The 23952-nt window shown below is 45.0% G+C and carries 18 protein-coding genes; 8 read left to right on the forward strand and 10 right to left on the reverse strand.

Translation table 11 applies throughout. The features are described from left to right. Nucleotides 1-6: 6 nt before the first annotated feature. From VTAP4600_RS03640 to VTAP4600_RS03665, 6 genes are all read right to left on the reverse strand, one after another. Nucleotides 7-1887 carry a propionyl-CoA synthetase gene (locus tag VTAP4600_RS03640; protein ID WP_102521548.1) on the reverse strand — a complete coding sequence of 627 codons (1881 nt, stop codon included), beginning with the start codon at nt 1885-1887 and terminating at the stop codon, nt 7-9. 29 nt (nt 1888-1916) lie between these two features. Continuing rightward, complete coding sequence (prpF, locus tag VTAP4600_RS03645; RefSeq protein ID WP_102521549.1) at nt 1917-3173, reverse strand: 2-methylaconitate cis-trans isomerase PrpF; 1257 nt, start codon at nt 3171-3173, stop codon at nt 1917-1919. Nucleotides 3174-3185: 12 nt separating this feature from the next. Next, entirely contained in the window at nt 3186-5795 is a 2610-nt protein-coding gene (acnD, locus tag VTAP4600_RS03650; RefSeq protein ID WP_102523887.1) for a Fe/S-dependent 2-methylisocitrate dehydratase AcnD, read from the reverse strand. Between the two features lie 114 nt (nt 5796-5909). After that, a complete protein-coding gene (gene prpC / locus VTAP4600_RS03655; RefSeq protein WP_102521550.1) occupies nt 5910-7040 on the reverse strand; it encodes a bifunctional 2-methylcitrate synthase/citrate synthase in 1131 nt (376 codons plus the stop codon). Nucleotides 7041-7153: 113 nt separating this feature from the next. Then, entirely contained in the window at nt 7154-8053 is a 900-nt protein-coding gene (gene prpB, locus VTAP4600_RS03660; RefSeq protein WP_102521551.1) for a methylisocitrate lyase, read from the reverse strand. Then, nucleotides 8050-8757: a GntR family transcriptional regulator gene (locus VTAP4600_RS03665; RefSeq protein ID WP_102521552.1), complete on the reverse strand. Its 708-nt coding sequence runs from the start codon at nt 8755-8757 to the stop codon at nt 8050-8052. Before VTAP4600_RS03665 ends, prpB begins: the two co-directional genes overlap by 4 nt. Nucleotides 8758-9376: 619 nt before the next feature. On the opposite strand from VTAP4600_RS03665, the gene VTAP4600_RS03670 reads away from it, so the two are divergent. The 4 genes from VTAP4600_RS03670 (at nt 9377) to VTAP4600_RS03685 (ending at nt 14600) form a co-directional block, all read left to right on the forward strand. Next, nucleotides 9377-11119 carry a methyl-accepting chemotaxis protein gene (locus VTAP4600_RS03670; RefSeq protein ID WP_102521553.1) on the forward strand — a complete coding sequence of 581 codons (1743 nt, stop codon included), beginning with the start codon at nt 9377-9379 and terminating at the stop codon, nt 11117-11119. Nucleotides 11120-11421: 302 nt separating this feature from the next. Next, nucleotides 11422-12393: a tripartite tricarboxylate transporter substrate binding protein gene (locus VTAP4600_RS03675; RefSeq protein WP_102521554.1), complete on the forward strand. Its 972-nt coding sequence runs from the start codon at nt 11422-11424 to the stop codon at nt 12391-12393. Nucleotides 12394-12565: 172 nt separating this feature from the next. After that, nucleotides 12566-13042, forward strand: coding sequence for a tripartite tricarboxylate transporter TctB family protein (locus VTAP4600_RS03680; RefSeq protein ID WP_102521555.1), 477 nt, complete (start codon nt 12566-12568; stop codon nt 13040-13042). Nucleotides 13043-13055: 13 nt separating this feature from the next. Further along, on the forward strand, nt 13056-14600 hold the full coding sequence (locus VTAP4600_RS03685) for a tripartite tricarboxylate transporter permease (protein WP_102521556.1): 1545 nt from the start codon (nt 13056-13058) through the stop codon (nt 14598-14600). A gap of 113 nt (nt 14601-14713) precedes the next feature. On the opposite strand, the gene VTAP4600_RS03690 is transcribed toward VTAP4600_RS03685, so the two are convergent. Genes VTAP4600_RS03690 through VTAP4600_RS03705 form a run of 4 tightly spaced genes read right to left on the reverse strand, consistent with a single transcriptional unit; the run spans nt 14714 to nt 19057 of the window. Continuing rightward, nucleotides 14714-15736 (reverse strand): ABC transporter substrate-binding protein, encoded by a 1023-nt coding sequence (locus VTAP4600_RS03690; RefSeq protein WP_102521557.1) that lies wholly within the window; start codon nt 15734-15736, stop codon nt 14714-14716. A gap of 11 nt (nt 15737-15747) precedes the next feature. Further along, nucleotides 15748-16710: an ABC transporter substrate-binding protein gene (locus VTAP4600_RS03695; RefSeq protein ID WP_102521558.1), complete on the reverse strand. Its 963-nt coding sequence runs from the start codon at nt 16708-16710 to the stop codon at nt 15748-15750. 59 nt (nt 16711-16769) lie between these two features. Next, on the reverse strand, nt 16770-17459 hold the full coding sequence (locus tag VTAP4600_RS03700; RefSeq protein ID WP_102521559.1) for a response regulator: 690 nt from the start codon (nt 17457-17459) through the stop codon (nt 16770-16772). After that, nucleotides 17456-19057 carry an ATP-binding protein gene (locus VTAP4600_RS03705; RefSeq protein ID WP_102521560.1) on the reverse strand — a complete coding sequence of 534 codons (1602 nt, stop codon included), beginning with the start codon at nt 19055-19057 and terminating at the stop codon, nt 17456-17458. The genes VTAP4600_RS03700 and VTAP4600_RS03705 overlap by 4 nt, the downstream gene beginning before the upstream one ends. Nucleotides 19058-19274: 217 nt before the next feature. On the opposite strand from VTAP4600_RS03705, the gene VTAP4600_RS03710 reads away from it, so the two are divergent. Genes VTAP4600_RS03710 through VTAP4600_RS03725 form a run of 4 tightly spaced genes read left to right on the forward strand, consistent with a single transcriptional unit; the run spans nt 19275 to nt 23941 of the window. Further along, the gene (locus VTAP4600_RS03710) at nt 19275-20681 is read left to right on the forward strand and encodes a TolC family protein (RefSeq protein WP_102521561.1); all 1407 of its coding nucleotides are present in this window, start codon (nt 19275-19277) and stop codon (nt 20679-20681) included. Further along, nucleotides 20678-21661 carry an HlyD family secretion protein gene (locus VTAP4600_RS03715; protein ID WP_102521562.1) on the forward strand — a complete coding sequence of 328 codons (984 nt, stop codon included), beginning with the start codon at nt 20678-20680 and terminating at the stop codon, nt 21659-21661. Before VTAP4600_RS03710 ends, VTAP4600_RS03715 begins: the two co-directional genes overlap by 4 nt. Then, entirely contained in the window at nt 21642-22808 is a 1167-nt protein-coding gene (locus tag VTAP4600_RS03720; protein ID WP_231897859.1) for an ABC transporter permease, read from the forward strand. The genes VTAP4600_RS03715 and VTAP4600_RS03720 overlap by 20 nt, the downstream gene beginning before the upstream one ends. Further along, the gene (locus tag VTAP4600_RS03725; RefSeq protein WP_102521563.1) at nt 22805-23941 is read left to right on the forward strand and encodes an ABC transporter permease; all 1137 of its coding nucleotides are present in this window, start codon (nt 22805-22807) and stop codon (nt 23939-23941) included. Before VTAP4600_RS03720 ends, VTAP4600_RS03725 begins: the two co-directional genes overlap by 4 nt. Nucleotides 23942-23952: the final 11 nt, after the last annotated feature.

Here is a 23952-nt window from a genome sequence, read left to right on the forward strand (position 1 = left end):
CCCCAGTTAATCGGTATGTAGCACTTTTTCTAGCTCTGTTAAACTGGCGGGATCATCAATGGTCGACGGTATTGTATAGCTTTCACCATCGGCAATCTGACGAATCACTCGACGCAGTATTTTACCGGAACGTGTCTTAGGCAACCGCTCAACAACCAAAGCATGTTTAAAACAAGCGACTGCGCCAATTTCTGTCCTGACTTTTCCTACCAACTCTGTTTCTAGTTCAAGCCCATCGATTTTCATCCCGTCTTTCAACACCACTAAGCCCAAAGGCATTTGGCCTTTTAGTTCATCGTGGACGCCAACCACAGCACATTCCGCAATTGCTGGGTGCCCTCCTACAATTTCTTCCATTTCTCCGGTAGATAGACGGTGACCCGCAACGTTTATCACGTCGTCTATGCGTCCCATAATGAATAGATAACCATCATCATCGAAATAACCACCATCTCCAGAAACATAATAGCCCGGGAATTGCCCTAAATAGCCAGACTCGAACCTGTCGTGATTCCGCCAAACTGTCGGCAAACAGCTTGGTGGCAAGGGCCTTTTCAGTGCCACAAAACCTTGCTGATTAGCCGTTACAACCTCGCCTAATTCATCCAACACTTCCACTTGATAGCCCGGAATTGGCTTGGTTGCCGACCCTGCTTTGATCTTCATCATTTCAATGCCGGTTGGGTTTCCTGCGATGGCCCACCCGGTTTCAGTCTGCCACCAGTGGTCGATAACCGGCTTTTTGGTGTGTTGTTCGACCCATTCTAGGGTTGGCGGGTCGAGTCGTTCTCCTGCCATGAAAATGGTTTTTAGAGCGGAAAGGTCATAGTCGTTAAGCAGCTGACCATCTGGGTCTTCTTTCTTAATCGCCCGAAACGCGGTTGGAGCAGAAAACAGCGCATCAACCTTATACTCTTGACACACACGCCAAAACGCACCGGGATCTGGCGTTCTTACTGGCTTGCCCTCAAACAGCACCGTAGTACAACCATGTATAAGCGGTGCATAGACGATGTATGAATGACCAACCACCCAGCCAACGTCAGAAGCGGCCCAAAAGACACCATTTTGATCGATATTATATATCGCACTCATGGAATACTTCATCGCTACTGCATGGCCGCCATTGTCACGAACCACACCTTTGGGCTTACCTGTTGTGCCGCTGGTGTACAAAATATAGAGAGGATCCGTTGCTTTTACCGGCACACAATCATGAGGCATCGCAAATTGCTGTGCTTGCACCCAATCCAAGTCACGTGACTGGTTAAGCTCGGCTAGGCACTCTTTTCTTTGCCAAACCAATACTGATTCTGGTTTCCATCGGCTGTCTAAAATGGCGCGGTCAACTAAGGGTTTGTAAGGGAGCACTTTATTAACTTCGATACCACAAGAAGCTGTCATCACCACTTTCGGCTCGGCATCTTCAAGACGAACGGCCAATTCATTAGGAGCAAAGCCGCCAAATACAACGGAGTGAATTGCCCCTAGCCTTGCACACGCCAGCATTGCCATCGCTGCTTCAGGGATCATTGGCATATAGATAACAACACGATCGCCTTTTACCACGCCTTGATTGGCTAACATGCCTGCTGTTTTGGCAACTTGCTGCTGCAATTGCTGATAGGTATAACGTTTTTTAGTATGGGTGACGGGGGAATCGTAAATCAGCGCGACGTGATCTCCACGTCCTTGTTCCACGTGGTAATCTAATGCGAGCCAACAGGTATTAAGCTCACCATCGACAAACCAGCGTTCAATGCCGTTATCATCATTTTCCAAGATGGTTTTTGGAAACGTGAACCAGTCAATCGCTTGGGCTTGCTTGGTCCAAAACTTCTCTGGCTCACTAACTGAAAGTTGGTACTCTTGCTCATAGGTAGACATAATGCCACTCCTTGAATGTATGCCACAGCCTATAAACCAGTGCCCTTTTCAACACTATTAGGCTCACATGTGTCGACAGGTACTCGAACCCATCCTTCCATAATCACTCGAGCGCTGCGGCTCATGATTGCTTTTTCAACTTTCCAACCCGCACTGCTTTGGCTGGCATTAGCGCCAACCTTCAACGTGCCGGATGGATGACCAAAAGTGACCGACTCTTTTTCGCCGCCACCTGCAGCCAAATTAACTAATGTGCCTGGAACACAAGCTGCCGACGCAATCGCAACAGCGGCGGTTCCCATCATTGCATGGTGCAGCTTCCCCATCGACAAGGCTCTTACGAGCACATCAATGCTGTTTGCTTCTACCCTTTTTCCACTTGAGGAAGAATAGCTTTTCGGTTTAGAAACAAACGCCACTTTTGGCGTGTGCTGTCTGGTTACGGCTTCATCTACATGGGAGATCAAGCCCATTTTTACCGCTCCATGGGCTCGAATAGCCTCAAACATCGCCAACGCTTTTTCATCGTTGTTGATGTCTTCTTGCAACTCTGTACCTAAGTAGCTAATCGAGCTTGCATCTAAGAAAATAGTGGGAATACCGGCGTTTATCATCGTCACATTGAGCACGCCTACGTCAGGAACTTCCAAGTCATCAACGAGATTACCGGTCGGAAACATCGACCCCTTGCTATCAGCCGGATCGACAAAGTCCACTTGGATTTCGGCCGCAGGAAACGTCACCCCATCGAGTTCAAACTCGCCAGTTTCTTGGACAAAACCATTAACGATTGGCACATGCACCAAAATGGTTTTTTCAATATTCACTTGCCAAACCCGTACTGTCACAAGGCCATTTTTAGGTAGCTTGTCTGCATCAATCAGACCACTATGAATAGCAAATGGGCCAACCGCCGCAGACAAATTTCCGCAGTTTCCGCTCCAATCCACAAACGGCTTGTCGATAGACACTTGCCCAAAAAGATAATCTACATCGTGCTGTTCAGACGTGCTTTTAGAGACGATCACCGTTTTACTGGTGCTTGATGTCGCGGAGCCCATTCCGTCAATTTGCTTACCATAGGGATCTGGGCTGCCAATAACTCGAAGTAATAAATTGTCCCTCGCTTGTCCTGCTTTTTGTGCCTCAATTGGCAAGTCCGCTAAGCTAAAGAACACACCTTTACTGGTGCCTCCCCGCATATACGTTGCTGGAACCCTAATTTGGCTCGGAACGGAAGAAAACAAAGGGCTAACACCTACAGATTGGTTGGCTAAATCGGTCATTGGCTTTGTCTCCTATTGTGCTAAAAAGTCTTGGGCGAAACGTTGCAGTACACCACCAGCGTTATAAACACTCACCTCGTCCGCGGTATCCAATCGACAGGTCACTGGTACATCGATTTTTTCACCGTTTGAGCGCGTAACAATAAGAGCCAAATCCGCACCGGGAGAAATATCACCTAGAACGTCATAAAGTTCTGATCCGTCTAACCCCAGTGATTTTCTGTCTACACCCGTTTTAAATTGTAACGGCAGTACGCCCATACCAACCAAGTTAGTTCGATGAATTCGTTCAAACCCTTCAGCTACAATCACTTCCACCCCTGCAAGTCGCACGCCTTTCGCCGCCCAATCTCGTGATGAGCCTTGCCCATAGTCAGCACCTGCAACGATGATCAACGGTTGCTTTCGGTTCATGTAGGTTTCTATTGCTTCCCACATTCGGCTGACCTGACCTTCAGGTTCGATTCGAGCCAAAGATCCTTGCACGACTTCACCGTGATCTTGCACCATTTCATTAAACAGCTTAGGGTTTGCGAACGTGGCTCTCTGAGCCGTCAAGTGATCCCCTCGGTGAGTTGCATAAGAGTTAAAGTCCTCTTCTGGCACCTCCATTTTTGCTAGATATTCACCAGCAGCACTGGAGGCCAAGATCGCATTTGATGGCGATAAATGATCCGTCGTTATGTTGTCGCCTAGCACGGCAAGCGGCCTCATTGCTGACATGGTTCTTTCACCTGCAAGTGCACCTTCCCAATACGGAGGCCTACGAATATAGGTACTTTTTGGACGCCAATCATAAAGCGGGTTGCTATTGGTCGTTTCGTCATCCAATTTGAACATCTGAATGTAAACTTGCTTAAACTGTTCGGGTTTTACACTTTTGTTAACGACCGCGTCAATTTCCGCATCAGTTGGCCAAATATCATTAAGGTATATTGAGTTGCCATTAGCATCAGTACCAAGCGAATCACGCTCAATATCAAAACGAATGGTACCTGCCAACGCATACGCCACAACCAAAGGAGGCGACGCTAAGAAAGCCTGCTTCGCGTAAGGATGGATACGCCCATCAAAATTACGGTTACCTGATAACACCGCTGTTGAATACAAGTCTCGGTCGATGATCTCTTTTTGAATATTTGAATCAAGCGCACCACTCATACCATTACAGGTCGTGCAGGCATACCCAACAATGCCAAAGCCAAGTTGTTCTAACTCGGGTAATAACTCGGATTCTTCCAAATACAATTTCGCAACTTTTGAGCCAGGTGCAAACGATGTTTTCACCCAAGGTTTACGCACTAAACCCAACTCATTGGCTTTTTTGGCAAGTAGCCCAGCCGCGACCACGTTTCTTGGGTTACTGGTATTGGTACAAGACGTAATTGCAGCGATAATCACCGCGCCGTCAGGCATGGTTTTACTCTCGTCGCTGCCATCTTGTTCGTGCCACTGTTTGGCAATGCCACGCTCAGCTAATTCAGCCGTCGGCAATCTACGATGCGGGTTTGATGGGCCGGCCAAATTTCGTTCTACTTTGGAAAGGTCAAATTCAAGTACGCGCTCATAAACAGCCTCTTCTAAATCATCAGCCCAAAGCCCGGTTTGCTTTGCGTACTGTTCAACTAGTTCAACTTGCTCTGACTCCCGTCCCGTTAGTTTTAAGTAGTTGATGGTTTGTTCGTCGATGTAAAACATGCCCGCGGTCGCGCCGTATTCAGGTGTCATGTTCGAAATGGTCGCTCTATCACCAATAGTGAGATCTTTTACCCCTTCGCCATAAAATTCTAAATAGGATGAAACGACACGCTCACTTCTCAAAAACTCCGTGATGGCCAAAACGATGTCGGTAGCGGTGATACCCTCTTGGCGTTTTCCGTTGAGCTTAACGCCGACAATATCAGGCAGGCGCATCATCGATGGGCGGCCAAGCATCACTGTTTCTGCTTCAAGGCCTCCGACACCAATAGCAATGACACCTAAGGCATCAACATGAGGTGTATGACTGTCTGTTCCTACACAGGTATCTGGAAACGCAATGCCGTGTTTAACCTGCACGACAGGGGACATTTTCTCTAGGTTAATTTGGTGCATGATGCCGTTACCAGCAGGAATAACGCTGACGTTCTCAAACGCCGTTTTACACCACTCAATAAAGTGAAATCGATCTTCGTTTCGACGATCTTCAATGGCTCTGTTTTTATCAAACGCGTCACTATCAAATCCGGCATGCTCCACCGCTAACGAGTGATCCACGATTAGTTGAGTTTCAACCACTGGATTGACTTTAGCTGGGTCGCCACCTTGTTCGGCAATGGCATCACGCAAGCCAGCCAGATCGACGAGTGCGGTCTGTCCTAAAATATCGTGACAAACAACACGAGCAGGATACCAAGGGAAATCTAGGTCTCGTTTTCGATTAATGATCTGCTTGAGAGAATCCGTTAGCGTCTCTGGGCTACAACGTCTGACTAGGTTTTCAGCCAACACACGAGATGTGTAAGGCAACCTATCGAATGCGCCGTCAGAAATACTATTCACAGCGTCTCTTGCATCAAAGTACTCGAGTTCTGTACCCGGTAAGGTTTTACGATATTGGGTGTTGGTCGGGAGAGCGCTCATATTGTCCATCCATGCTGTGTTTTGTTGGCCTCCTTCGTTGGGAGGCCTATCAATGTATAAGCTTAATTGCCAGTTACTTGACTACTTGTCGCTAAAATTTCTTTCTGGTGGCATTTACTTACGAGCTTCAATTGGCAGCCAATCTTGATGATCTGGGCCTGTGTAGTCGGCACTTGGGCGAATGATTCGGTTGTTGGCACGTTGCTCATAAATGTGCGCGGCCCAACCGGTTAGTCGGCTCATGACAAATATCGGTGTAAACAATTTGGTTGGAATATCCATGAAGTGGTAAGCAGACGCATGGAAGAAATCGGCGTTACAAAATAGGCCTTTTTCACGCTTCATTACCGATTCAACACGCTCAGACACCGCGTATAGATGAGTGTCTCCTACGGCCGAAGACAACTTAGCCGACCAAGCTTTGATGAGTGCATTACGTGGGTCGCTTTCACGATATACCGCATGGCCAAAGCCCATGATTTTATCTTTGTTTGCCAACATTTTCATGATGTTGCTTTCGGCTTCATCAGGTGTTTGCCAGTTTTCAATCATTGCCATTGCGGCTTCGTTAGCCCCACCATGAAGTGGGCCACGTAGCGTGCCAATTGCCGCGGTAACACTAGAGTGGATGTCAGAAAGTGTCGATGAACAAACACGGCCTGCAAATGTAGACGCATTAAATTCGTGCTCTGCGTACAAAATAAGTGAACAGTGCATCACTTGTTTATGTAGCTCGGTTGGCGTTTTGTCCGTTAACATCTTAAGGAAATAGCCACCGATGGAGTCTTCTGAACGATCATCCGTATCAATACGAACGCCGTCATGACTAAAGCGATACCAGTAACAAATCATCGCAGGAAACAAAGCCAACATACGTTCAGTTGCTTGCTGTTGCTGCGAAAAATCTTGCTCTTGCACTAGATTTCCTAGCATGGAACAACCCGTACGCATGACATCCATTGGGTGAGCGTCGGCCGGGATCAGCTCTAACACTTTTTTCAATGCATCAGGTAAACCACGCAAGCCAATTAGGCGTGTTTTATACTCGTCCAACTCTGCTTGATTCGGTAAATGGCCTTGTAGCAATAAGAACGCCACTTCTTCAAACTGGGCATTATTTGCCAGGTCGGTAATATCATAACCTCGATACGTTAGCCCAGTACCAGACTGACCTACCGTACATAAAGCCGTGCTTCCTGCACTTTGTCCGCGCAATCCTGCGCCGCCTAGTTGTTTCTCTGACATGACGAACTCCTTCTCTATTCTTTTGTTTTGCTGGAGCAAGCTCCAACAGCAATGCGTTATGGTTTAATTAGGTAAATATTCGTTCACTGCTTATCTTCTATGGATGAGCGAGCCTATTCAGAACCACTCTTAAATAAGTGATCCAATTTATTTTCGTAGTCGTGGTAGTTAAGGTAGGCATAAAGCTCTTTGCGAGTTTGCATATCATCAAGCAGCGCTTCTTGGTTTCCTTCAGTCAGAATATGTTGGTAAACCATCTCGGCGGCTTTGTTCATTGCACGGAACGCACTGAGTGGGTAAAGCACCATGTCTACTTGGTGTTTTGCTAATTCTTCACAGCCATATAGTGGCGTTTGACCAAATTCGGTGATGTTGGCAAGGATGGGGACGTTTTTGCCAAATTCAGACCTAAGCGCATTCGAAAATTGTACGTACTCTTCTAGCTTGGACATGGCTTCTGGGAAAATCATGTCAGCACCAGCGTGTACACAAGCAATCGCTCTGTCTATCGCAGAGTCTATACCTTCTACTGCGAGAGCATCGGTACGCGCCATAATGACGAATTCATCATTATTTCTGGCATCCACCGCCGCCTTTACTCGGTCGACCATCTCTTGCTGGCTAACAATGCCTTTATTTGGACGATGGCCACAGCGCTTTTGCGCCACTTGATCTTCCATATGGATTGCCGCAGCACCGGCTTTTTCCATCGCTTTGATGGTACGCGAAATGTTAAATGCACCGCCAAACCCGGTATCTATATCCACCAGCAAAGGCACATCACAGGCATTGGTAATACGCTCTACATCCACCAACACATCATTAAGGGTAGTAATGCCAAGATCAGGTAAGCCGTATGAGGCATTGGCGATACCGCCGCCAGACAAATAAATGGCTTGGTGACCTAATGTTTTGGCCATCATGGCGCAATACGGATTCACGGTTCCAACGATTTGCAATGGATCGTTATCTGTGACGGCTTGTCGGAATTTGGCGCCTTGGCTCTGACTCATGATGCATTCTCCTTTTGCTCTTCAATTTGTTCGTTAATTTGTTGTTCAATCAGTTTTCGGCTACCCGATATATGACGACGCATTAGCATTTCGGCCAATTCTTCATCACGATCTCGAATCGCTTGTAGGATAAATTTGTGCTCTTGCAAAGCTTTGGTTGGACGCGATGGGGATTTTGGAGATTGGTATCGGTACATTCGCACTAGGTGATATAACTCATCACACAGCAGTGTGACCAACTTGCTATTTCTGCTCGCTTTTATGATTCGGTAATGAAAATCAAAATCACCTTGCTGATGAAAATACGATTTCCCCGCAACCTGGTCTATATGGCTAGAGTGGGTGCTTAATAACAAGTCGAGTTCGCGAATCTCATCATCCGTGATGTTCCTTGCCGCTAGACGAGCCGCCATGCCTTCAAGTGGCTCGCGTACTGCATACAATTCGCAAAGATTGTTCAGAGAAAAGCTGACGACACGAGCGCCCACATGTGGAATACGCTCAATCAATCCAAGCCCTTCCAAACGCATGATGGCTTCCCGCAACGGGCCGCGGCTCACATTTAGACGTTTAGCGATTTCTGGTTCAGAGATTTTACTGCCCAGAGGGATGTCTCCTCCAACAATCGCTTCGATAAGGTAATTGGTTAAGTTTTCAGATTTGGTGTTTTCTTTATCAGACACGCTTAAATGTAAATCAGACATATCAAAACCAACATTTGGTTAACATGCAATTAACTTACACCATGAGATTGTCGACAATCAAGAGAATTGTCTACAATTTAGACTAAAGTCTATTTTACATTCACCAGTGTAAATCTATAAATTTCACATAAAATAACTAATAAACAATAAGTTAATTTCGATACATAAAATTTATCGATAATCCCAGCAAAACCCATATTGTAGACAAACCTTCACAATCACTCTCATTTCCAAACCTTGAATACATAAGCAACCCGTCAGCGATTTACGCCATTAACACCATTAAGATCCTTTAATTTTGATAAAAACCACCAGCCAATAAGAAACGATTCAAGCACCAATTTGAGACAATACTCATATTCGCATAATAATATCGAGCGGAATTTGAAGTAATGGGATGCGTAAGATCACTGGTTTATTTTTGTCTGTAGATCTTTCTCACCCTTTAAAGCGCTAACGATTAATCAAATTTAAGGGCTTAGTTACACTGGGAGACTTGTTAAAAGAATATGGGCTACCACACGATTTTTATTCAATTATCGAGTACTAAACCCCCTTGCCTTAACTAAAAATTCACTCATTAAAATCGGACAATCCAATCTATTGGGGTAGTAACACAATGAAGAATATATCGTTTCAAGCAAAAGTCTTTTTGGTCGTATTCAGTATTTTTATTGGCACGATTTTTACTTCTTATTTAAGTGCCAACCACTTTATTAGTGATTACATTTATAAGAAAGAAACTCAAAGCATCAACGCTCAATTAAACTTGGTTAAAGACAAGCTCATCGACGAAATGAACTACAAAGTTTTACTGGCAGAGAGCTTGCAGGTTAACCTGATTTCTATCGCCGAAACATTAGATAGAACTGGCTTCGACAACATCTATAAAGCCTCTTATGATTTGGTGTTTGATAAGAACGGTGAAGTAACAGAACTCAATTTGGCGCAATCCATTTTAGAGAAAATCAATCAGGCAGGTGAAGAGCTGGTAGTAAGTGACGTATTAATGCGTAATGACAAACCAATGATCTCAGTTACAGTACCAAGAGGCATGTCTGAAGGTGATGTTTTTTATATTGATTTAAGCCACATCCGAGACTTACTGACAGCAACAGCCGTAGAAGGAAGTTATATCGAACTCATCGACAACAATGGCATGACCATATTTTCAAATAAACAAGATGGCGAACTTACTCCACTCCAAAATCATATTGAAGTATTTGGTAAACAGTGGCAATTAACTGGCTATATTGACCAAGGATTTATTAAACAAAATACCAGCAAGGTAAATGATGCTATTACCGTCGCTTTACTCATTTCTGCTGCAGTCATAATGCCATTGAGTATTCTGGCACTGTATTTTGCATACAAGCCCATCGTATCTCTAAGAAACATTGTGACCGATCTTGCCAAAGGTGAAGGCGATTTAACTCGCCGACTGCAAGTATCGACAAAAGATGACCTAGGTACCATTGCCGCAAGTATTAATCAATTTATCAGTCAACTTCAGGCCATGATGCTGGAGGTCTCGCAATCTAGGATGAAAATAAGCACGGAGATTGTTCAGGTCGAGCAACAAACCGATTCAACGCAGTCGTTGCTAACGGCTCACAGCGCCGAAACCGATCAAGCAGCCGCCGCCGTCACCCAAATGAGCTCGGCAGCAGACACAGTAGCCGAAAACGCTAAACACGCCGCAACGCTAACACAAAAAGCAAACAACGAAGCATCACGTTCGAAACAAACGGTTCACCACGCGGTGGATAGTGTTTCTGCTCTTATTGAAGAAGTGGACAACATGTCTCAATCCGTTCAGGTGATGAGCCAAGATACCCAGCAGATAAGTAAAGTTCTAACGGTTATTGGTGAAATTGCTGAGCAAACCAACCTATTAGCACTCAATGCAGCCATTGAAGCAGCTCGCGCCGGCGAACAAGGCCGTGGATTTGCTGTCGTGGCCGATGAGGTACGTGCACTCGCCGCCCGCACCCAACACAGTACATCCGAGATCAATGAAATGTTGACCAAACTGCACAATGGGAGTCAATCGTTGGTAAAAGGCATGAACGCAACTAAACACAGTTGCGAACAAACAGCGGACAGCACGTCACAAGTGATGGACTCGCTAGATCACGTTGTTGAGTCCATTAGTGAAATTGATGAGTTAGCCTCGGTGATTGCAACATCAGCCAGCGAACAAAACCTCGTCAGTGACGAAATTAGCCGCATAATGGTCACCATTCAAGACATGATTGAGACCCTCAACCAAAACAGTAACAACACGGTTCAAAGTAGCCATCAACTTGCTGAAACCAACCAACAGCTCGAAGGTATCGTAGCGCAATTCAAACTCGCGTAACGTCTGTTGTTACAAGAGTGATCAAAAAATGAATCACAGACTAAGCAGTACAAGTTCACAACTCTGATCCCACACTAAACGGCATTTTTTACTAAAGAATGCCGTTTTTATTGGCTTATAACTAGAAATCACCGCCCGTGAACAATATGAACATAATTCACTTTTTGTACTTTATTGCCTTTAAACTCGATTTATAGTCACGCCAATTAAATCCCTCTATGTTTAACCCATCAGCGATAACATTTTATTAACACCCTGCTTCGCTGGTGCTTAATTCATAACGGATACATAAGGAATGTGACATGTTTAAAGCATTTAAACCTACCCTCGCAGCTTCTATTATAGCGACCACTCTTTCATTTGGTGCGATTGCGTCTGACTTAGAGAAAATTCACTTCTTAATCCCTGGTGGTGCTGGGGGTGGCTGGGATATGACAGCTCGTGGAACAGGCGATGCCTTGGTCAAGTCTGACATTGTCGACAAAGTGTCTTTTCAAAACCTTTCAGGTGGCGGTGGTGGTAAAGCCATTGCTCATTTAATTGAAACGGCATCTCGCCAGCCAGACACGTTAATGGTGAACTCGACTCCGATTGTTGTTCGTTCTTTAACTGGCGTCTTCCCTCAATCATTCCGTGACTTAACACCCGTCGCAGCCACCATCGCCGACTATGGCGCTATCGTAACGTCTGTCGATTCAAAGTATCAGACTTGGCAGGATGTGGTTGACGAATTTGAGAAAAACCCACGTAACGTGAAAGTTTCTGGTGGTTCCGCTCGTGGCAGTATGGATCACTTAGTGGTCGCTGCTGCATTTAAAGGCGAAGGTTTTGATGCTAAGAAAGTACGCTACATTGCCTATGATGCAGGCGGTAAAGCCATGGCTTCATTGTTATCTGGTGAAACACAACTGTTATCGACAGGCCTTGGCGAAGTGCTAGAGATGTCGAAAAGTGGCCAAGTACGCGTTCTTGCCGTAACCGCACCAAAACGTTTACCTGCTGCACCTAATATCCCAACTCTCGTTGAAACGGGTAACGAAACTGTTTTTGCTAATTGGCGTGGATTCTTTGCAGCACCAGGCACAAGCCAAGCCAAAATTGATGAATACAATGAAGCACTGTCTAAAATGTACAAAACAGAGCAATGGGCAGTTGTTCGTGACCGCAACGGCTGGATTGATAACTACAAGCCAGATCAAGCATTCTTTAGCTTCCTTGAAGACCAAGAAAAGCAAATGGGTTCATTAATGCGTGAATTGGGCTTCCTAAAATAGTCCCTTAGATTAACCACTTTAATTATAACTATTTAAGCCATATACAAGTACACCGATACACTCCTTTGTTTATGTCATATGAGGGCGTAACACGCCCCTTTGACCTTCCGTGTATATGGCCTTTTTCACTTTTTATAACCTTGTAGAAAGTGCATCACATAGGAAGTTTACTATGTCGACCCAAGTCCCTAACCTTTTATGCCGTGACCGAGTAGGAGCCATCCTTTTTTTGCTTGTTTGCTTAGTTTACGGCTACCAAACTGCGCAGATCCCGTTATTTCCGGGTGACGAATATGAACCTTTTACTGCCAGAACTCTGCCCTTCATTTTGACGGCGATTGGTATTTTCCTGTCACTGGCGATGATAGTCACGGCAAAAACAGATGAACAATCCGGTGCGATTATGGACTTTAACTGGAAGTTGCTTTTCGGTTTTCTTGCATTGATGGCCATTTATGGCGTTGGGCTTACCTATATTGGCTTTGTGCTTGCTACGAGCTTCTTCCTATTGGCTGGATTTTATATTTTGGGTGAACGTAGAAAAGGCGTGTTATTTGGTGCCTCTTTTCCATTCGTGATCGCCTTTTATTTATTACTTACCCAAGTGCTAGAGGTCTATCTAGAACCCGGCATTTTATTCACACTTTAATAGGGACACGATTATGTTAGATGGAATTTTATCTGGGCTATCGACTGCTATCATGCCCTTCAATTTAATGATGGTTATCGTTGGCTGTTTCGTGGGTACCTTCATAGGCATGCTGCCCGGGCTTGGGCCTATATCCGCCATTGCCCTAATGATCCCGATTAGCTACGGACTCGATCCTTCATCAGGCCTTATTTTAATGGCAGGCGTCTATTACGGCGCGGTATTTGGCGGTTCAACCTCTTCCATTTTGATTAACGCCCCTGGTTGTTCTTCTACTGTCGTGACCGCATTCGATGGCTACCCGATGGCGCAGAAAGGCCAAGCAGGTAAAGCACTCGCTTTAGCGGCTTATTCGTCATTCACCGGTGGCACCCTTTCGGCCATTATGTTGCTTATTGCGGCACCTGCACTGGCCAGTGTTTCGCTCAGTTTCCAGTCTTCCGATTATTTTGCTTTGATGCTATTAGGGCTCTCTGCGGTTGCAGCCTTTGCAGGTAAAGGCCAAGTATTAAAAGCATGGATGATGACTATTCTAGGTTTGATGCTTTCCACCGTTGGTATTGACAAAGGCGTCGGTGTTGAACGTTTTACCTTCGGTATGACGGATTTAATGGACGGATTTTCATTCCTACTATTGGCAATGGCAACCTTCGCACTCGGCGAAACCTTAATGGGTATCCTTAAGCCACAATCTGATACTCGTGATGAAGAAAGTAAAATGATTGGCGAGATTGGTAGCATGAAAGTGACCAAAGAAGAGATCATGGAAGTCGCTCCTGTCTCTATTCGTTCGTCCATTGTTGGCTTTTTTACTGGTGTATTGCCGGGCGCTGGCGCCACCATCGCGGCTTTCTTAAGTTATGGGCTTGAGCGTAATCTTGCTCCTAAAGACAAACAAGAAGAATTTGGTAAAGGCAGTATCCGTGGGTTAGTTGCCCCTGAGTCGGCAAATAACGCCGCTTCTAGTGGCTCTTTTGTTCCTCTGCTTACTCTAGGTATTCCAGGTTCTGGTACAACGGCCATTATGCTTGGCGCATTAATCGCTTACGGTATTCAGCCTGGCCCTCGTTTGTTTGTCGATCACCCGGATGTATTTTGGTCGGTGATCATTTCCATGTACTTTGGTAACATCGTATTGGTGATTCTGAACTTACCGCTTATTCCATACATCTCTAAGTTGTTGATGGTTCCGCGCACGGTATTGCTTCCAATGATATTGTTTTTCTCTATCACTGGCGTGTATCTGGTGTCGTTCAATACCGTTGATATCTTTATCATGCTGATCATTGCGTTTGCTGCCATCATGTTAAGGCTGGCAAACTTTCCATTGGCTCCGCTTCTACTTGGATTCATTCTCGGTGGAATGATGGAAGAGAATCTGCGACGTGCTTTGATGATAAGCGACGGTGAACTCAGTTTCCTTTGGGAACGTCCAATTACCGCTGTATTCACCTGTTTAGCAATCGCAGTACTTGCTGCTCCACTGATTCGTAAGTTCATTCAATACTTACGCTCAAGAAATGATGTGAATACCGACAACCCAACACAAGTTGATTAAGCCCTCTTTCAACTAAACTGGCAAAATAACCAAAGTAAAATGCGCCTAAATAACTAGGCGCATTTTTTGATTAAGGCAAATAAGTAACAAAGTAACAAAGTAACAAGCCTGAATTATTCTCGATATAACGTCTGGCTATCAATACTGTTAGGTAATCGGATATTCCATCGCTCTATTTCATATTGACTAAAAACGTAAGCGCCTTTCTTAGGAGTCACAACTATCGGCATTTCGTTGTTAGCGACGTAATGGTTAACCTGCTCTGCCAGTGCTTTACCTTGCTCGTAACCACTTAAACTAAACCCACCAATAGCCCGTCCTTTGCCAATAGAAAACTCCCACCCAGCAAATACCGGCAACTCACTGTGTTCGCTGGTCCAACTGTCTACCTGTTTGGTTGTGAGATACACGCCCTCCTCCCCTTCTAAGCAGCTATAAACCAAGAGCATAATGGCATCGTACCCTTCGCTTTTTGCCTGCATCACTTCTTGCTGCCACTCACTAAAGCTATTGAGCATGACACCGCCCAATTGAATCCCGGTAATGGTCTGATTCATTTTATTGGCAAATGACGTTTCAAGGATGGCACGAGACGACGTGGATGCGTCCATTAACACTTTGATTTTTTCAAGATCAGGAATGATGTGGGCCAACATACTCGCTGAACGCAGTAGCAAGGGTCTTTCTAGTACCCCGCTGACATTACTATTTAGGTCAATATAGTTTCTTGGATTATTGTTAATTCCCGAGAAAAAAATCGGAATGTCATAAGACTGAATATAGGGACCAATATGCTGTAGCGCAGCATCATCAGCAAGAACGACCATGTCGGGTTTCGTTTCACGATAAAACTGCTTGGCTCTTTTGGTTGCTTCACGGAGATCTTGCTGGCTAAAGTGGCGCTTAGTATCCATTTCAAACTCTTCAATCACCACAGAGTCGTCGACGTACTCAAAAAATGCTCTCCGATAATCTTGCACCCATAAATAACCAAAATGGTAACTGTGGATGAAAGACAATTTAATCGGTTCTGACTGTGCATGAAAACTCGCCGCAGACAAGGTTACGGCTAATGTTAAAAAAGACCGAAATGTTGGAAAAAACCGAGGGTGACGTTTCTCTATCAATGCCATCATTCTACCTACCATTACTCAAGCATTCTTGCTTTTGAGTGAATTTCAGCGGGCAAGTGCAATTTCCATCGATCGAGTTCCGACTGACTAAATACAAACGCCCCTTTCTCTGGGGTTGTGATCATCGGCATTGTTTGCTGTTCAAAATATTGATTGACCAGTTGCGCCGCGACAATACCTTGCTGCGTTGCACTAATGCTCAAACCACCAACCGCCTTTTTCTTTCCAACTGAATATGCCCAAAAAGCAAATAACGGGAGCTCACTGTGCTCACTCGTCCATTCACTTACACTGTCCATATCATGGTGGCGGCCATATCTATCTTTTAGCCCTGCATAATTTGCAATAACGACGGCATCATAACCATCGTATTTTGCATCAAATATGAACTGTTGCCATTGCTCCCAACTGCTAACCAGCTTGGTATCTACCTCTATTCCAGTCACGGTTTGGTTGAGCTTATTTCCAAAGGATGTTTCAAGTATCGCGTTGGAAGTAACAGTTGAATCCATTAACACCCTAATGCGTTTAACATCGGGTAAAACTTTACCAATCATATATACCGATCGACGAACTAAAGGCCGTTCCAAGACACCCGATACCGTATCTGTTATTGGGATATAATTACGCGGGTTAGCATTCACACCCATGAAAAAGAAAGGAATACCTTGTTCGGAAAGCCTCGGCCCTAGGTACTTGAGCGCATTATCATCAGAAACAACCACGACATCCGGTGCGTTTTTTATAACAAATGACCAAGCTTGTTCCGCAATCGCTTTGAATTCATCGGGGGCTCGGCGCTTGGTATCCATTTGAAACTCAGCGACTTCCATCTTATCTAATGTATCGAAGAAACCTGAACGGTACTCTTGCACCCAAGGATAGCCAAAATGATAACTATGGACAAACACCATACTTTTGGCTTGAGTTTGTGCAACAAAAAACGCCATATAAACACACAGTAACCATTTGAACATGCGCAGCCCTTAGTGCCTTCACCATGCTTTAAGTGTAGACGAGAGTTTTGCGTTCGAAGTTACTTTGAGCGGATAACTTTTTTATAACTGCGCTCTGGTCTGCCAACAGTTCCATAAACCACATCCGCTTCTAACTCACCAGTAGAGATTAAGTATTCTAGATATCTTCTAGCGGTTGTTCGGCTTGCTCCGATCTTATTTCCAGATTCATCCGCCGTTAGTTGAGCTTCATGCTTAAATAATTCGCGTATTTTATCCAGAGTCACTCCATCAATACCTTTAGGTAGGCGAGCAGAAGCATCATCGCCGTTTTGCGCTTGGAGCATCTTATCGACAATCTGCTGATCCAAATCATTCGTGCCCGTTAACTGATGTCTTTGTTGCTGATACTTTTTAAGTGCTGCCTCTAACCTTGGAAACATGACAGGCTTAAGTAAATAATCTACCACACCGCCACGCATCGCTTCTTGTAAAGTGTCTACATCACGGGCAGCAGTGACTAAAATAACGTCACACGCTTGCTGTTGCTGACGAACCTGACGCAAGATTTCCAACCCATTACCGTCAGGAAGATACACATCCAAAATCACCAATTGAGGCTTGAGTATATCCAACTGCATTTCCGCTTCCGTTTGATTCGTCGCAATGGCCACCACCTCGTACCCGCCAATCTGCGCCAAATACCGTCGATGTACTTCTGCGATGGCTAAGTCATCTTCGATGATCATGACTTTGATTGATTCTGTCATTTCTGCTTTTCCTTAGGTAAATAGACCGCGACTCTCACTCCCTGAGATGCATTATTTACAATTTCTAATTGACCATTATTTAATTTGACGAGTTTATTGACTAAATACAGCCCCATCCCCCTTCCCACTGTATTTTTACTTGAGATGCCTTTCCTCACTAATTGCTCTACCGACAACTGCTTAGGTAAACCACACCCTCTATCTTCAACTTCGAGTATCACCTCGGTTCCATAGTCGCCGATAGAAACACTAACGCGGTTAGTCGTGCGGTTTTGATTACTTAAAGTGGCATCAAACGCATTATCGATGAGGTTACCTAAAATCGTCACTATGTTGTTTGCGCTCATCCCTTCTGGTAATAACATCAACCGTGACTCTTCATCGATATCGAGCGTTAAACCTAGCTCTCTAGCTCGCTCCGTTTTGCCTAACAATAAACCTGCGACCAACGGATCAGTGACAATTTCGCGGATAAAACCAATCAGACTCTGATAGTGATCGGTTTCTTGACCAATCAGACTCTGTACCTCTTCAATTTCTCCTAGCTGCACGAGCCCACTGATGGTATTAAGTTTATTCCGATGTTCGTGAGTTTGAGACCTCAACATATCGGCGTATTCTCTGCTCTGGGAAAGTTGTTTGGTCAATTCAGTGATTTCATCTTGACGACGAAAGCTCGATACCGCCCCAACAACTTGGCCTTCTACGATGATAGGGTATCGATTAGCCACGATGTGCTGGCCGTTAAGGTAAATATCCAGATCTTGTTGAGCTTCTTTGGTCGTTAATATTTCCGTTAAGCCGCTTTCTGGCAGCACTGATTTCATGGCTTGGTTAATGGCATTGTCACGATTAACTTGCAGTATTTCGCAGGCACTTTTGTTGATAGAGCGGATAAAACCGTGGCTATCGATGCTGATAACCCCTTCTTTAATGGTGCTCATCGTAATATCAAGTTCGACATACAGCCGTGCAATTTCTTCCGGTTCAAAACCCAAGATCGCTTTTTGAAAACGGCGCGAGGCGTAGTTTGACAAAAAGCCGTTAGCCACGACCACGAGTAGCGCCATCGCGATTAAATATGCTAAAAACGGCTCGATTCTGTCTTGTAAACTATCCAATAAGTACCCAACGGAAACGACACCAATGATCTGCCCGTTAGCATTCAATATCGGTGTTTTACCACGAACGGATTTACCCAATGACCCATGAGCAAACGACACATAAGATTCGCCCTTTTCTAAAGCACGAATGTTATCCCCACCTTTCATTGGCAAACCTACGCGTTCTGGCAAAGGGTGAATCAAGCGAACCCCTTTACTATCGCCAATCACAATAAATGTCGCACCAATTGATTGAGTCAATTTAGCCATTTGGCCTGATAAACGCGCGGCTTCAGAGCGTTCAACCATAGAAACCACGGTTGGAGACTGAGCAAGAAATTGTGCTATGCCAAGTGCCTTTTGCCCCATTTCTTGCTGCTGAGAATGTTTGATATAGGCAAACCCTGCTCCCGACAAAATGAGCAATTCGATTAACCCTGACAGAGTCATGATCATCAATAATCGGCGCCTAAAACTTAAACTGTTCCAATTCAAAGTGTCTTTCCTTAACCTCTTGGAAAGCCTACAATAACATTCTCATTACATCTTTAGTGTTAACTGCAGCAGAAAAAGCTTTTATTCATTGCTAATCGAACATTTACTAAGCTACTGTTATATGAAACTTTGATTTACACTTTCGACTCTTTACATTAGATGTTAGACCTTTAAAATAGAGCATATACTCTAGATAATGTACTTCCCTAGGCGGACAATGATGAAACGTACAACCTCTTGGTTAATCGGTGGTGTTCTAGCGCTGCCGTTTATTGCAGCCAACGCGCAGCCGCTCGCTTTTGAACAAGCATGGCAAATTGTACAAAGTGACAACGATTCTCTTGCGGCATCGCAAGCTAATGTCGATCGCTACCGCTACTTACAGCAGTCGAAAGACGGTTTGAACTTACCGAGTATCAAGCTTTCGGCAAACTACACGGTGTTAGATAAAGACGTGACGGTGAATGGTCATCAATTGGCTGATGCGACAACAGGCTTGGAAGGTCTTAGTGGTTCACCTGTTGGTGGTTTTTTAGGAAACATTCTCGGCGGTATCGAGACTACTGTTACTGAAAGAGACATTTTCAGCTCTTCTATCCGTGCCATTTGGCCAATCTTTACGGGAGGCCGTATTACGGCTGCACAAGAAATTGCCGCAGGCCAAGCTGATCAAGCTCGCAGTGAATTTGCGATGGAGCGTCAAGCTCGCTTTGAAGACTTGAGCAAATACTACTTTAGTGTCGTACTTACCAAAGAAGTCCTTGCTACTCGCAAAGCGGTTGAACAAGGCCTCACCCAGCACCGTGATTTTGCATTGAAGTTAGAAAAACAAGGTCAAATCGCCAAAGTTGAACGCCTTCAAGCAGAGGCATCGCTAGATAAAGCTAAAGTGGATACCCGAAAAGCCGCTAGAGACATGGAAATAGCCTCTGCGGCGCTTGCAAGTTTGCTCAACCAAAAAGACATAGAGTTAGAAAGTGCTTTGTTCATTAATCATAAGCTTCCTCCTCTATCTGCTTTTGTTGATCAAACTCTTGCCACTTACCCTGGGCTAGATATTCTCGATGCCAAAAAGAAGCAAGCGACCAATTTAGTAAAAGCAGAAGACGGAAAATACTTACCTGAAGTATTTGTTTACGGTGATTACTCTGTTTACGAACACGAAAGTTTAGCGAGCCAAATGAAACCTGACTGGATGGTTGGTATCGGTGTAAGCGTGCCTTTAATTGATACCTCTGGTCGCTCTGACCGTTCTCAAGCGGCACATAGCGCCGTTCGACAAGTGCAGTACCTTCGCATTCAAGCCGAGAAGAACCTCGAAGTTTTGGTTGAAAAAACGTATCTCGCTGCAGAACAATCAATGGAAGAAGTAAACGGCCTACAATCGAGCTTAAATTTAGCAACAGAAAACCTAAATTTACGCAGTCGCGCCTTTAATCAAGGCCTGTCGAACTCTTTAGAAGTTGTTGATGCAGAGCTGTATTTAGCAAGCATCAAAACACAACAACACCTCGCGCGATTCAACTACCTTATCGCTTTAAATAAGTTGCTAGCACTTAGCAATGAAATGAACACATTCAGCCAATACGAATCTAGTGCAATCGCTCAGAAGGATAACTCATGAACACCAAACTACTTAAACCTGCCATTGCCGGTACTGCCACTCTTGCACTAGTTGGCTGGTTGGCCTACAGCTTTGCAACCGCCTATGAAGATCAGCCAATTCGTCTGCAAGGTCAGATCGAAGCGCAACAATACAATGTCTCTTCTAAAGTAGCCGGCCGAATTGATGAAGTGCTTGTACGTAAAGGCGATATGGTTCGTAAAGGCGATATGGTATTCACCATCTACAGCCCAGAGATTGAAGCGAAATTGGAACAAGCGGTGGCTGGTCAAGAAGCGGCTGGAGCAATGGCTCAACAAGCAGAGAAAGGCGCTCGCGTTCAGCAAATTCAAGCATCAAAAGATCAGTGGATGAAAGCAAAAGCTGCCTCTGATCTGATGGAAAAAACCTACCAGCGTGTTAATAATCTCTATTCAGACGGGGTCGTCGCGGAGCAAAAACGTGATGAAGCCAAAACACAATGGCAAGCAGCCAAGTACACCGAAAGCGCCGCTTTCCAAATGTATCAAATGGCGCAAGAAGGCGCTCGTGACGAAACCAAACGTGCAGCGGTTGAAAAAGCACGCATGGCAGCTGGCGCAGTGGCAGAAGTAGAAGCTTACGCAGCCGACACTCGAATTCAAAGCTGGTTTAATGGAGAAGTCTCTCAGGTATTACTAAACAGTGGAGAGCTTGCACCTCAAGGTTTCCCCGTTGTGACTGTTCTTGATATGCAAGACGCATGGGCGGTATTTAACGTTCGTGAAGACCAGTTAAGTAAGTTCACAAAAGGCAGCCAGTTTGAGGTCTTTATTCCTGCTATCGACGAAAAAGTCATGCTGGAAGTAAGCCACGTTGCAGTGATGGGTGATTTCGCTACCTGGCGCTCTACCGATTCAAGCCAAGGCTTCGATATGCGCACGTTCGAAGTAGAAGCGCGCCCTGTTGTCGCTATGGATAACCTACGAGTGGGAATGAGTGTTGTCATCGAGAACTTATAACCAAACCCCGGATTCTCTGGCACATCAGTGGCAGATCGTCAAAAAGGATAAGTGGCTACTGTCTGTACTGACGTGGTTGCCTATCTTATTGATGGTAAGCCTTTGGTGGGTGTTCTCTTCGAGCATCGCCAGAGACATCCCTATCGGCGTAGTAGATTTGGATCATAGCCAAGTTTCACGTCAGATGGTTCAGCACTATGATGCAACCTCTAGCTTGTCTGTATCGGCTCATTATACCGATACTCATCAAGCCAAGTTGGCACTGCAATCTGGTGACATATACGCTTATGTGGTGATCCCTAAAGACACCAGCAAACTGGCTTACCTAGCCCAACCCCCGCAGGTAACGGCATTTTTTAATAGCCAATATATTCTTGTTGGACGCTTGGTGAATTCAGCCTTGTTACAAGCTCAAGGAACATTTAACGCCAAGTTGGATGCCGGTAAAATATTAGCGAAAGGCAATGCCACGCCAACCCAAGCTCTGGGCAAAGCTGTGCCAATTCGCAGTCAAATAACCCCGTTATTTAACAGCAATACCAGTTACAGCCAGTTTCTTATTTCTGCTGTTGTTCCTGCAATATGGCAGATCGCCATCGTGGTTTCGACGGTTATGATCATTGCCGCTCAATTAAGAACTCAAACGTTATCTTCTTGGTTAGGCAATGCTCCTGTGTCTCGCTTAGTGCGTACTCTGGCTCCTTACAGCGTCATATTTGCCTTGCATGGGCTGGCACTTCTGTATTGGTTATTCGTTGGCATCGGCTGGGCATTTAACGGCAGCTTCTTGCTGGTCATTATTTGCCAATTATTGATGATTCTGGCTTGTATGATCATGGGCAGCTTGTTTTTCTTCTTAACCATGGACGCAACACGCGCCATGAGTTTTGCAGGGGCCTATACCGCACCAAGTTTTGCCTTTATGGGCATTACTTTTCCGGTTACTGACATGAGTCAACTCGCCCAAGCTTGGCGTAGCTTACTTCCTGTTAGCCATTATATCGAAGGGCAAGTTTATCAAGCCAGTTATGGGGCAAATGTTTGGCAAACCTTAACCACTCAACTGCCCATGCTCGGCTTTATATTTCCTGCTTTGCTCGTCATGTTATTGGTTAAAAAACGTCTAGCTAAAGAGGTAATAGCATGAGCTGGTGGACATTAATTAAAAAAGAGTTGATGGCAATTCTGACCCATCCAGCCATCGTCGTGACGGTTTTTGGAGGAACCATTTTTTACTCATTCCTCTACCCTTTGCCTTATGCTCATCAAGTTGCGCAAGAGCAAGAGATCACCGTAGTAAATTTAGACAAAAGCCGAAGCAGTTATCAGTTAGAACGCATGGTAGACGCTACACCACAAGTAAAAATTGCCACGCGTGCTCACACGATAGAGCAAGCCAAACAGCAGTTTTTGAACAAAGAGGCGAGTGGTATTTTGGTGATACCAGAACATTTCTATAAAGATTTGTTACTTGGTAAAAGCCCGACACTTGCCTATGCAGGCGATGCCTCTTACTTCTTAGTATACGGCACCGTAGTTGAAGGTTTAGCTAAGGCCAGTGGAACATTAGGTGCGCAAGCTAAAGTCGCCAAATTGGTTATGGAAGGCGAACCGATGGCGCTTGCCTCGGAGCAGCATGCCCCTATTCACTTGAACCTAAAGCCAACGTTCAACCCTAAAATGGGGTATGTCGACTATGTCGTCCCTGCGGTATTTGTGATCATACTGCACCAAACTTTATTGATGGGTGTGGGCATTCTAACTTGTTCTCAACGTAATAAAGAAGGTTATTGGTCTGAGGCGTCAAAGCTACAACTGCTCGTTGTACGAGTCGGATGTTTTAGCATGCTCTACGTATTACTGAGTCTATTTTATTTCGGTTATAGCTTCGAGATGTATGAAATAAGCCGTCTCGCCGCGCCAATTGATCTGGCGATTGTGCTGGTGCCCTTCCTATTTTCGGCCAGCTTGATTGGTGTTTGCGTCGGTCGATGGGTGCCAAGAACAGAGCTAGTGACTCTGCTGGTTTTACTAAGTTCAATGCCTTTGATCTTCAGTGCTGGTTTTATATGGCCTGTTGAAAGCATCCCTAGCCCAATTGTATTACTGAGTAACTTGATACCAAGTACGCCAGCCATTATGAGCTTCTTGAAAATAAATCAAATGGGCGCATCCATCACACAAATAAAAGAGCTAGTCACCCAACTATGGTTGCTAACGCTATTGTGGGGAGTGATGGCTTGGATCTCGATGAAAGTAAAGATACGAACAGAAGTGTGATAACGTTATAA

This window comes from Vibrio tapetis subsp. tapetis, assembly GCF_900233005.1.
Classification (GTDB): domain Bacteria; phylum Pseudomonadota; class Gammaproteobacteria; order Enterobacterales; family Vibrionaceae; genus Vibrio; species Vibrio tapetis.

Bases quoted from the DNA above. Each gene is read 5' to 3' on its own strand.
- VTAP4600_RS03640 (WP_102521548.1), bottom strand. From the start codon at position 1,887: ATGTCTACCTATGAGCAAGAGTACCAACTTTCAGTTAGTGAGCCAGAG.
- prpF (WP_102521549.1), bottom strand. From the start codon at position 3,173: ATGACCGATTTAGCCAACCAATCTGTAGGTGTTAGCCCTTTGTTTTCT.
- acnD (WP_102523887.1), bottom strand. From the start codon at position 5,795: ATGAGCGCTCTCCCGACCAACACCCAATATCGTAAAACCTTACCGGGT.
- prpC (WP_102521550.1), bottom strand. From the start codon at position 7,040: ATGTCAGAGAAACAACTAGGCGGCGCAGGATTGCGCGGACAAAGTGCA.
- prpB (WP_102521551.1), bottom strand. From the start codon at position 8,053: ATGAGTCAGAGCCAAGGCGCCAAATTCCGACAAGCCGTCACAGATAAC.
- VTAP4600_RS03665 (WP_102521552.1), bottom strand. From the start codon at position 8,757: ATGTCTGATTTACATTTAAGCGTGTCTGATAAAGAAAACACCAAATCT.
- VTAP4600_RS03670 (WP_102521553.1), top strand. From the start codon at position 9,377: ATGAAGAATATATCGTTTCAAGCAAAAGTCTTTTTGGTCGTATTCAGT.
- VTAP4600_RS03675 (WP_102521554.1), top strand. From the start codon at position 11,422: ATGTTTAAAGCATTTAAACCTACCCTCGCAGCTTCTATTATAGCGACC.
- VTAP4600_RS03680 (WP_102521555.1), top strand. From the start codon at position 12,566: ATGTCGACCCAAGTCCCTAACCTTTTATGCCGTGACCGAGTAGGAGCC.
- VTAP4600_RS03685 (WP_102521556.1), top strand. From the start codon at position 13,056: ATGTTAGATGGAATTTTATCTGGGCTATCGACTGCTATCATGCCCTTC.
- VTAP4600_RS03690 (WP_102521557.1), bottom strand. From the start codon at position 15,736: ATGATGGCATTGATAGAGAAACGTCACCCTCGGTTTTTTCCAACATTT.
- VTAP4600_RS03695 (WP_102521558.1), bottom strand. From the start codon at position 16,710: ATGTTCAAATGGTTACTGTGTGTTTATATGGCGTTTTTTGTTGCACAA.
- VTAP4600_RS03700 (WP_102521559.1), bottom strand. From the start codon at position 17,459: ATGACAGAATCAATCAAAGTCATGATCATCGAAGATGACTTAGCCATC.
- VTAP4600_RS03710 (WP_102521561.1), top strand. From the start codon at position 19,275: ATGATGAAACGTACAACCTCTTGGTTAATCGGTGGTGTTCTAGCGCTG.
- VTAP4600_RS03715 (WP_102521562.1), top strand. From the start codon at position 20,678: ATGAACACCAAACTACTTAAACCTGCCATTGCCGGTACTGCCACTCTT.
- VTAP4600_RS03725 (WP_102521563.1), top strand. From the start codon at position 22,805: ATGAGCTGGTGGACATTAATTAAAAAAGAGTTGATGGCAATTCTGACC.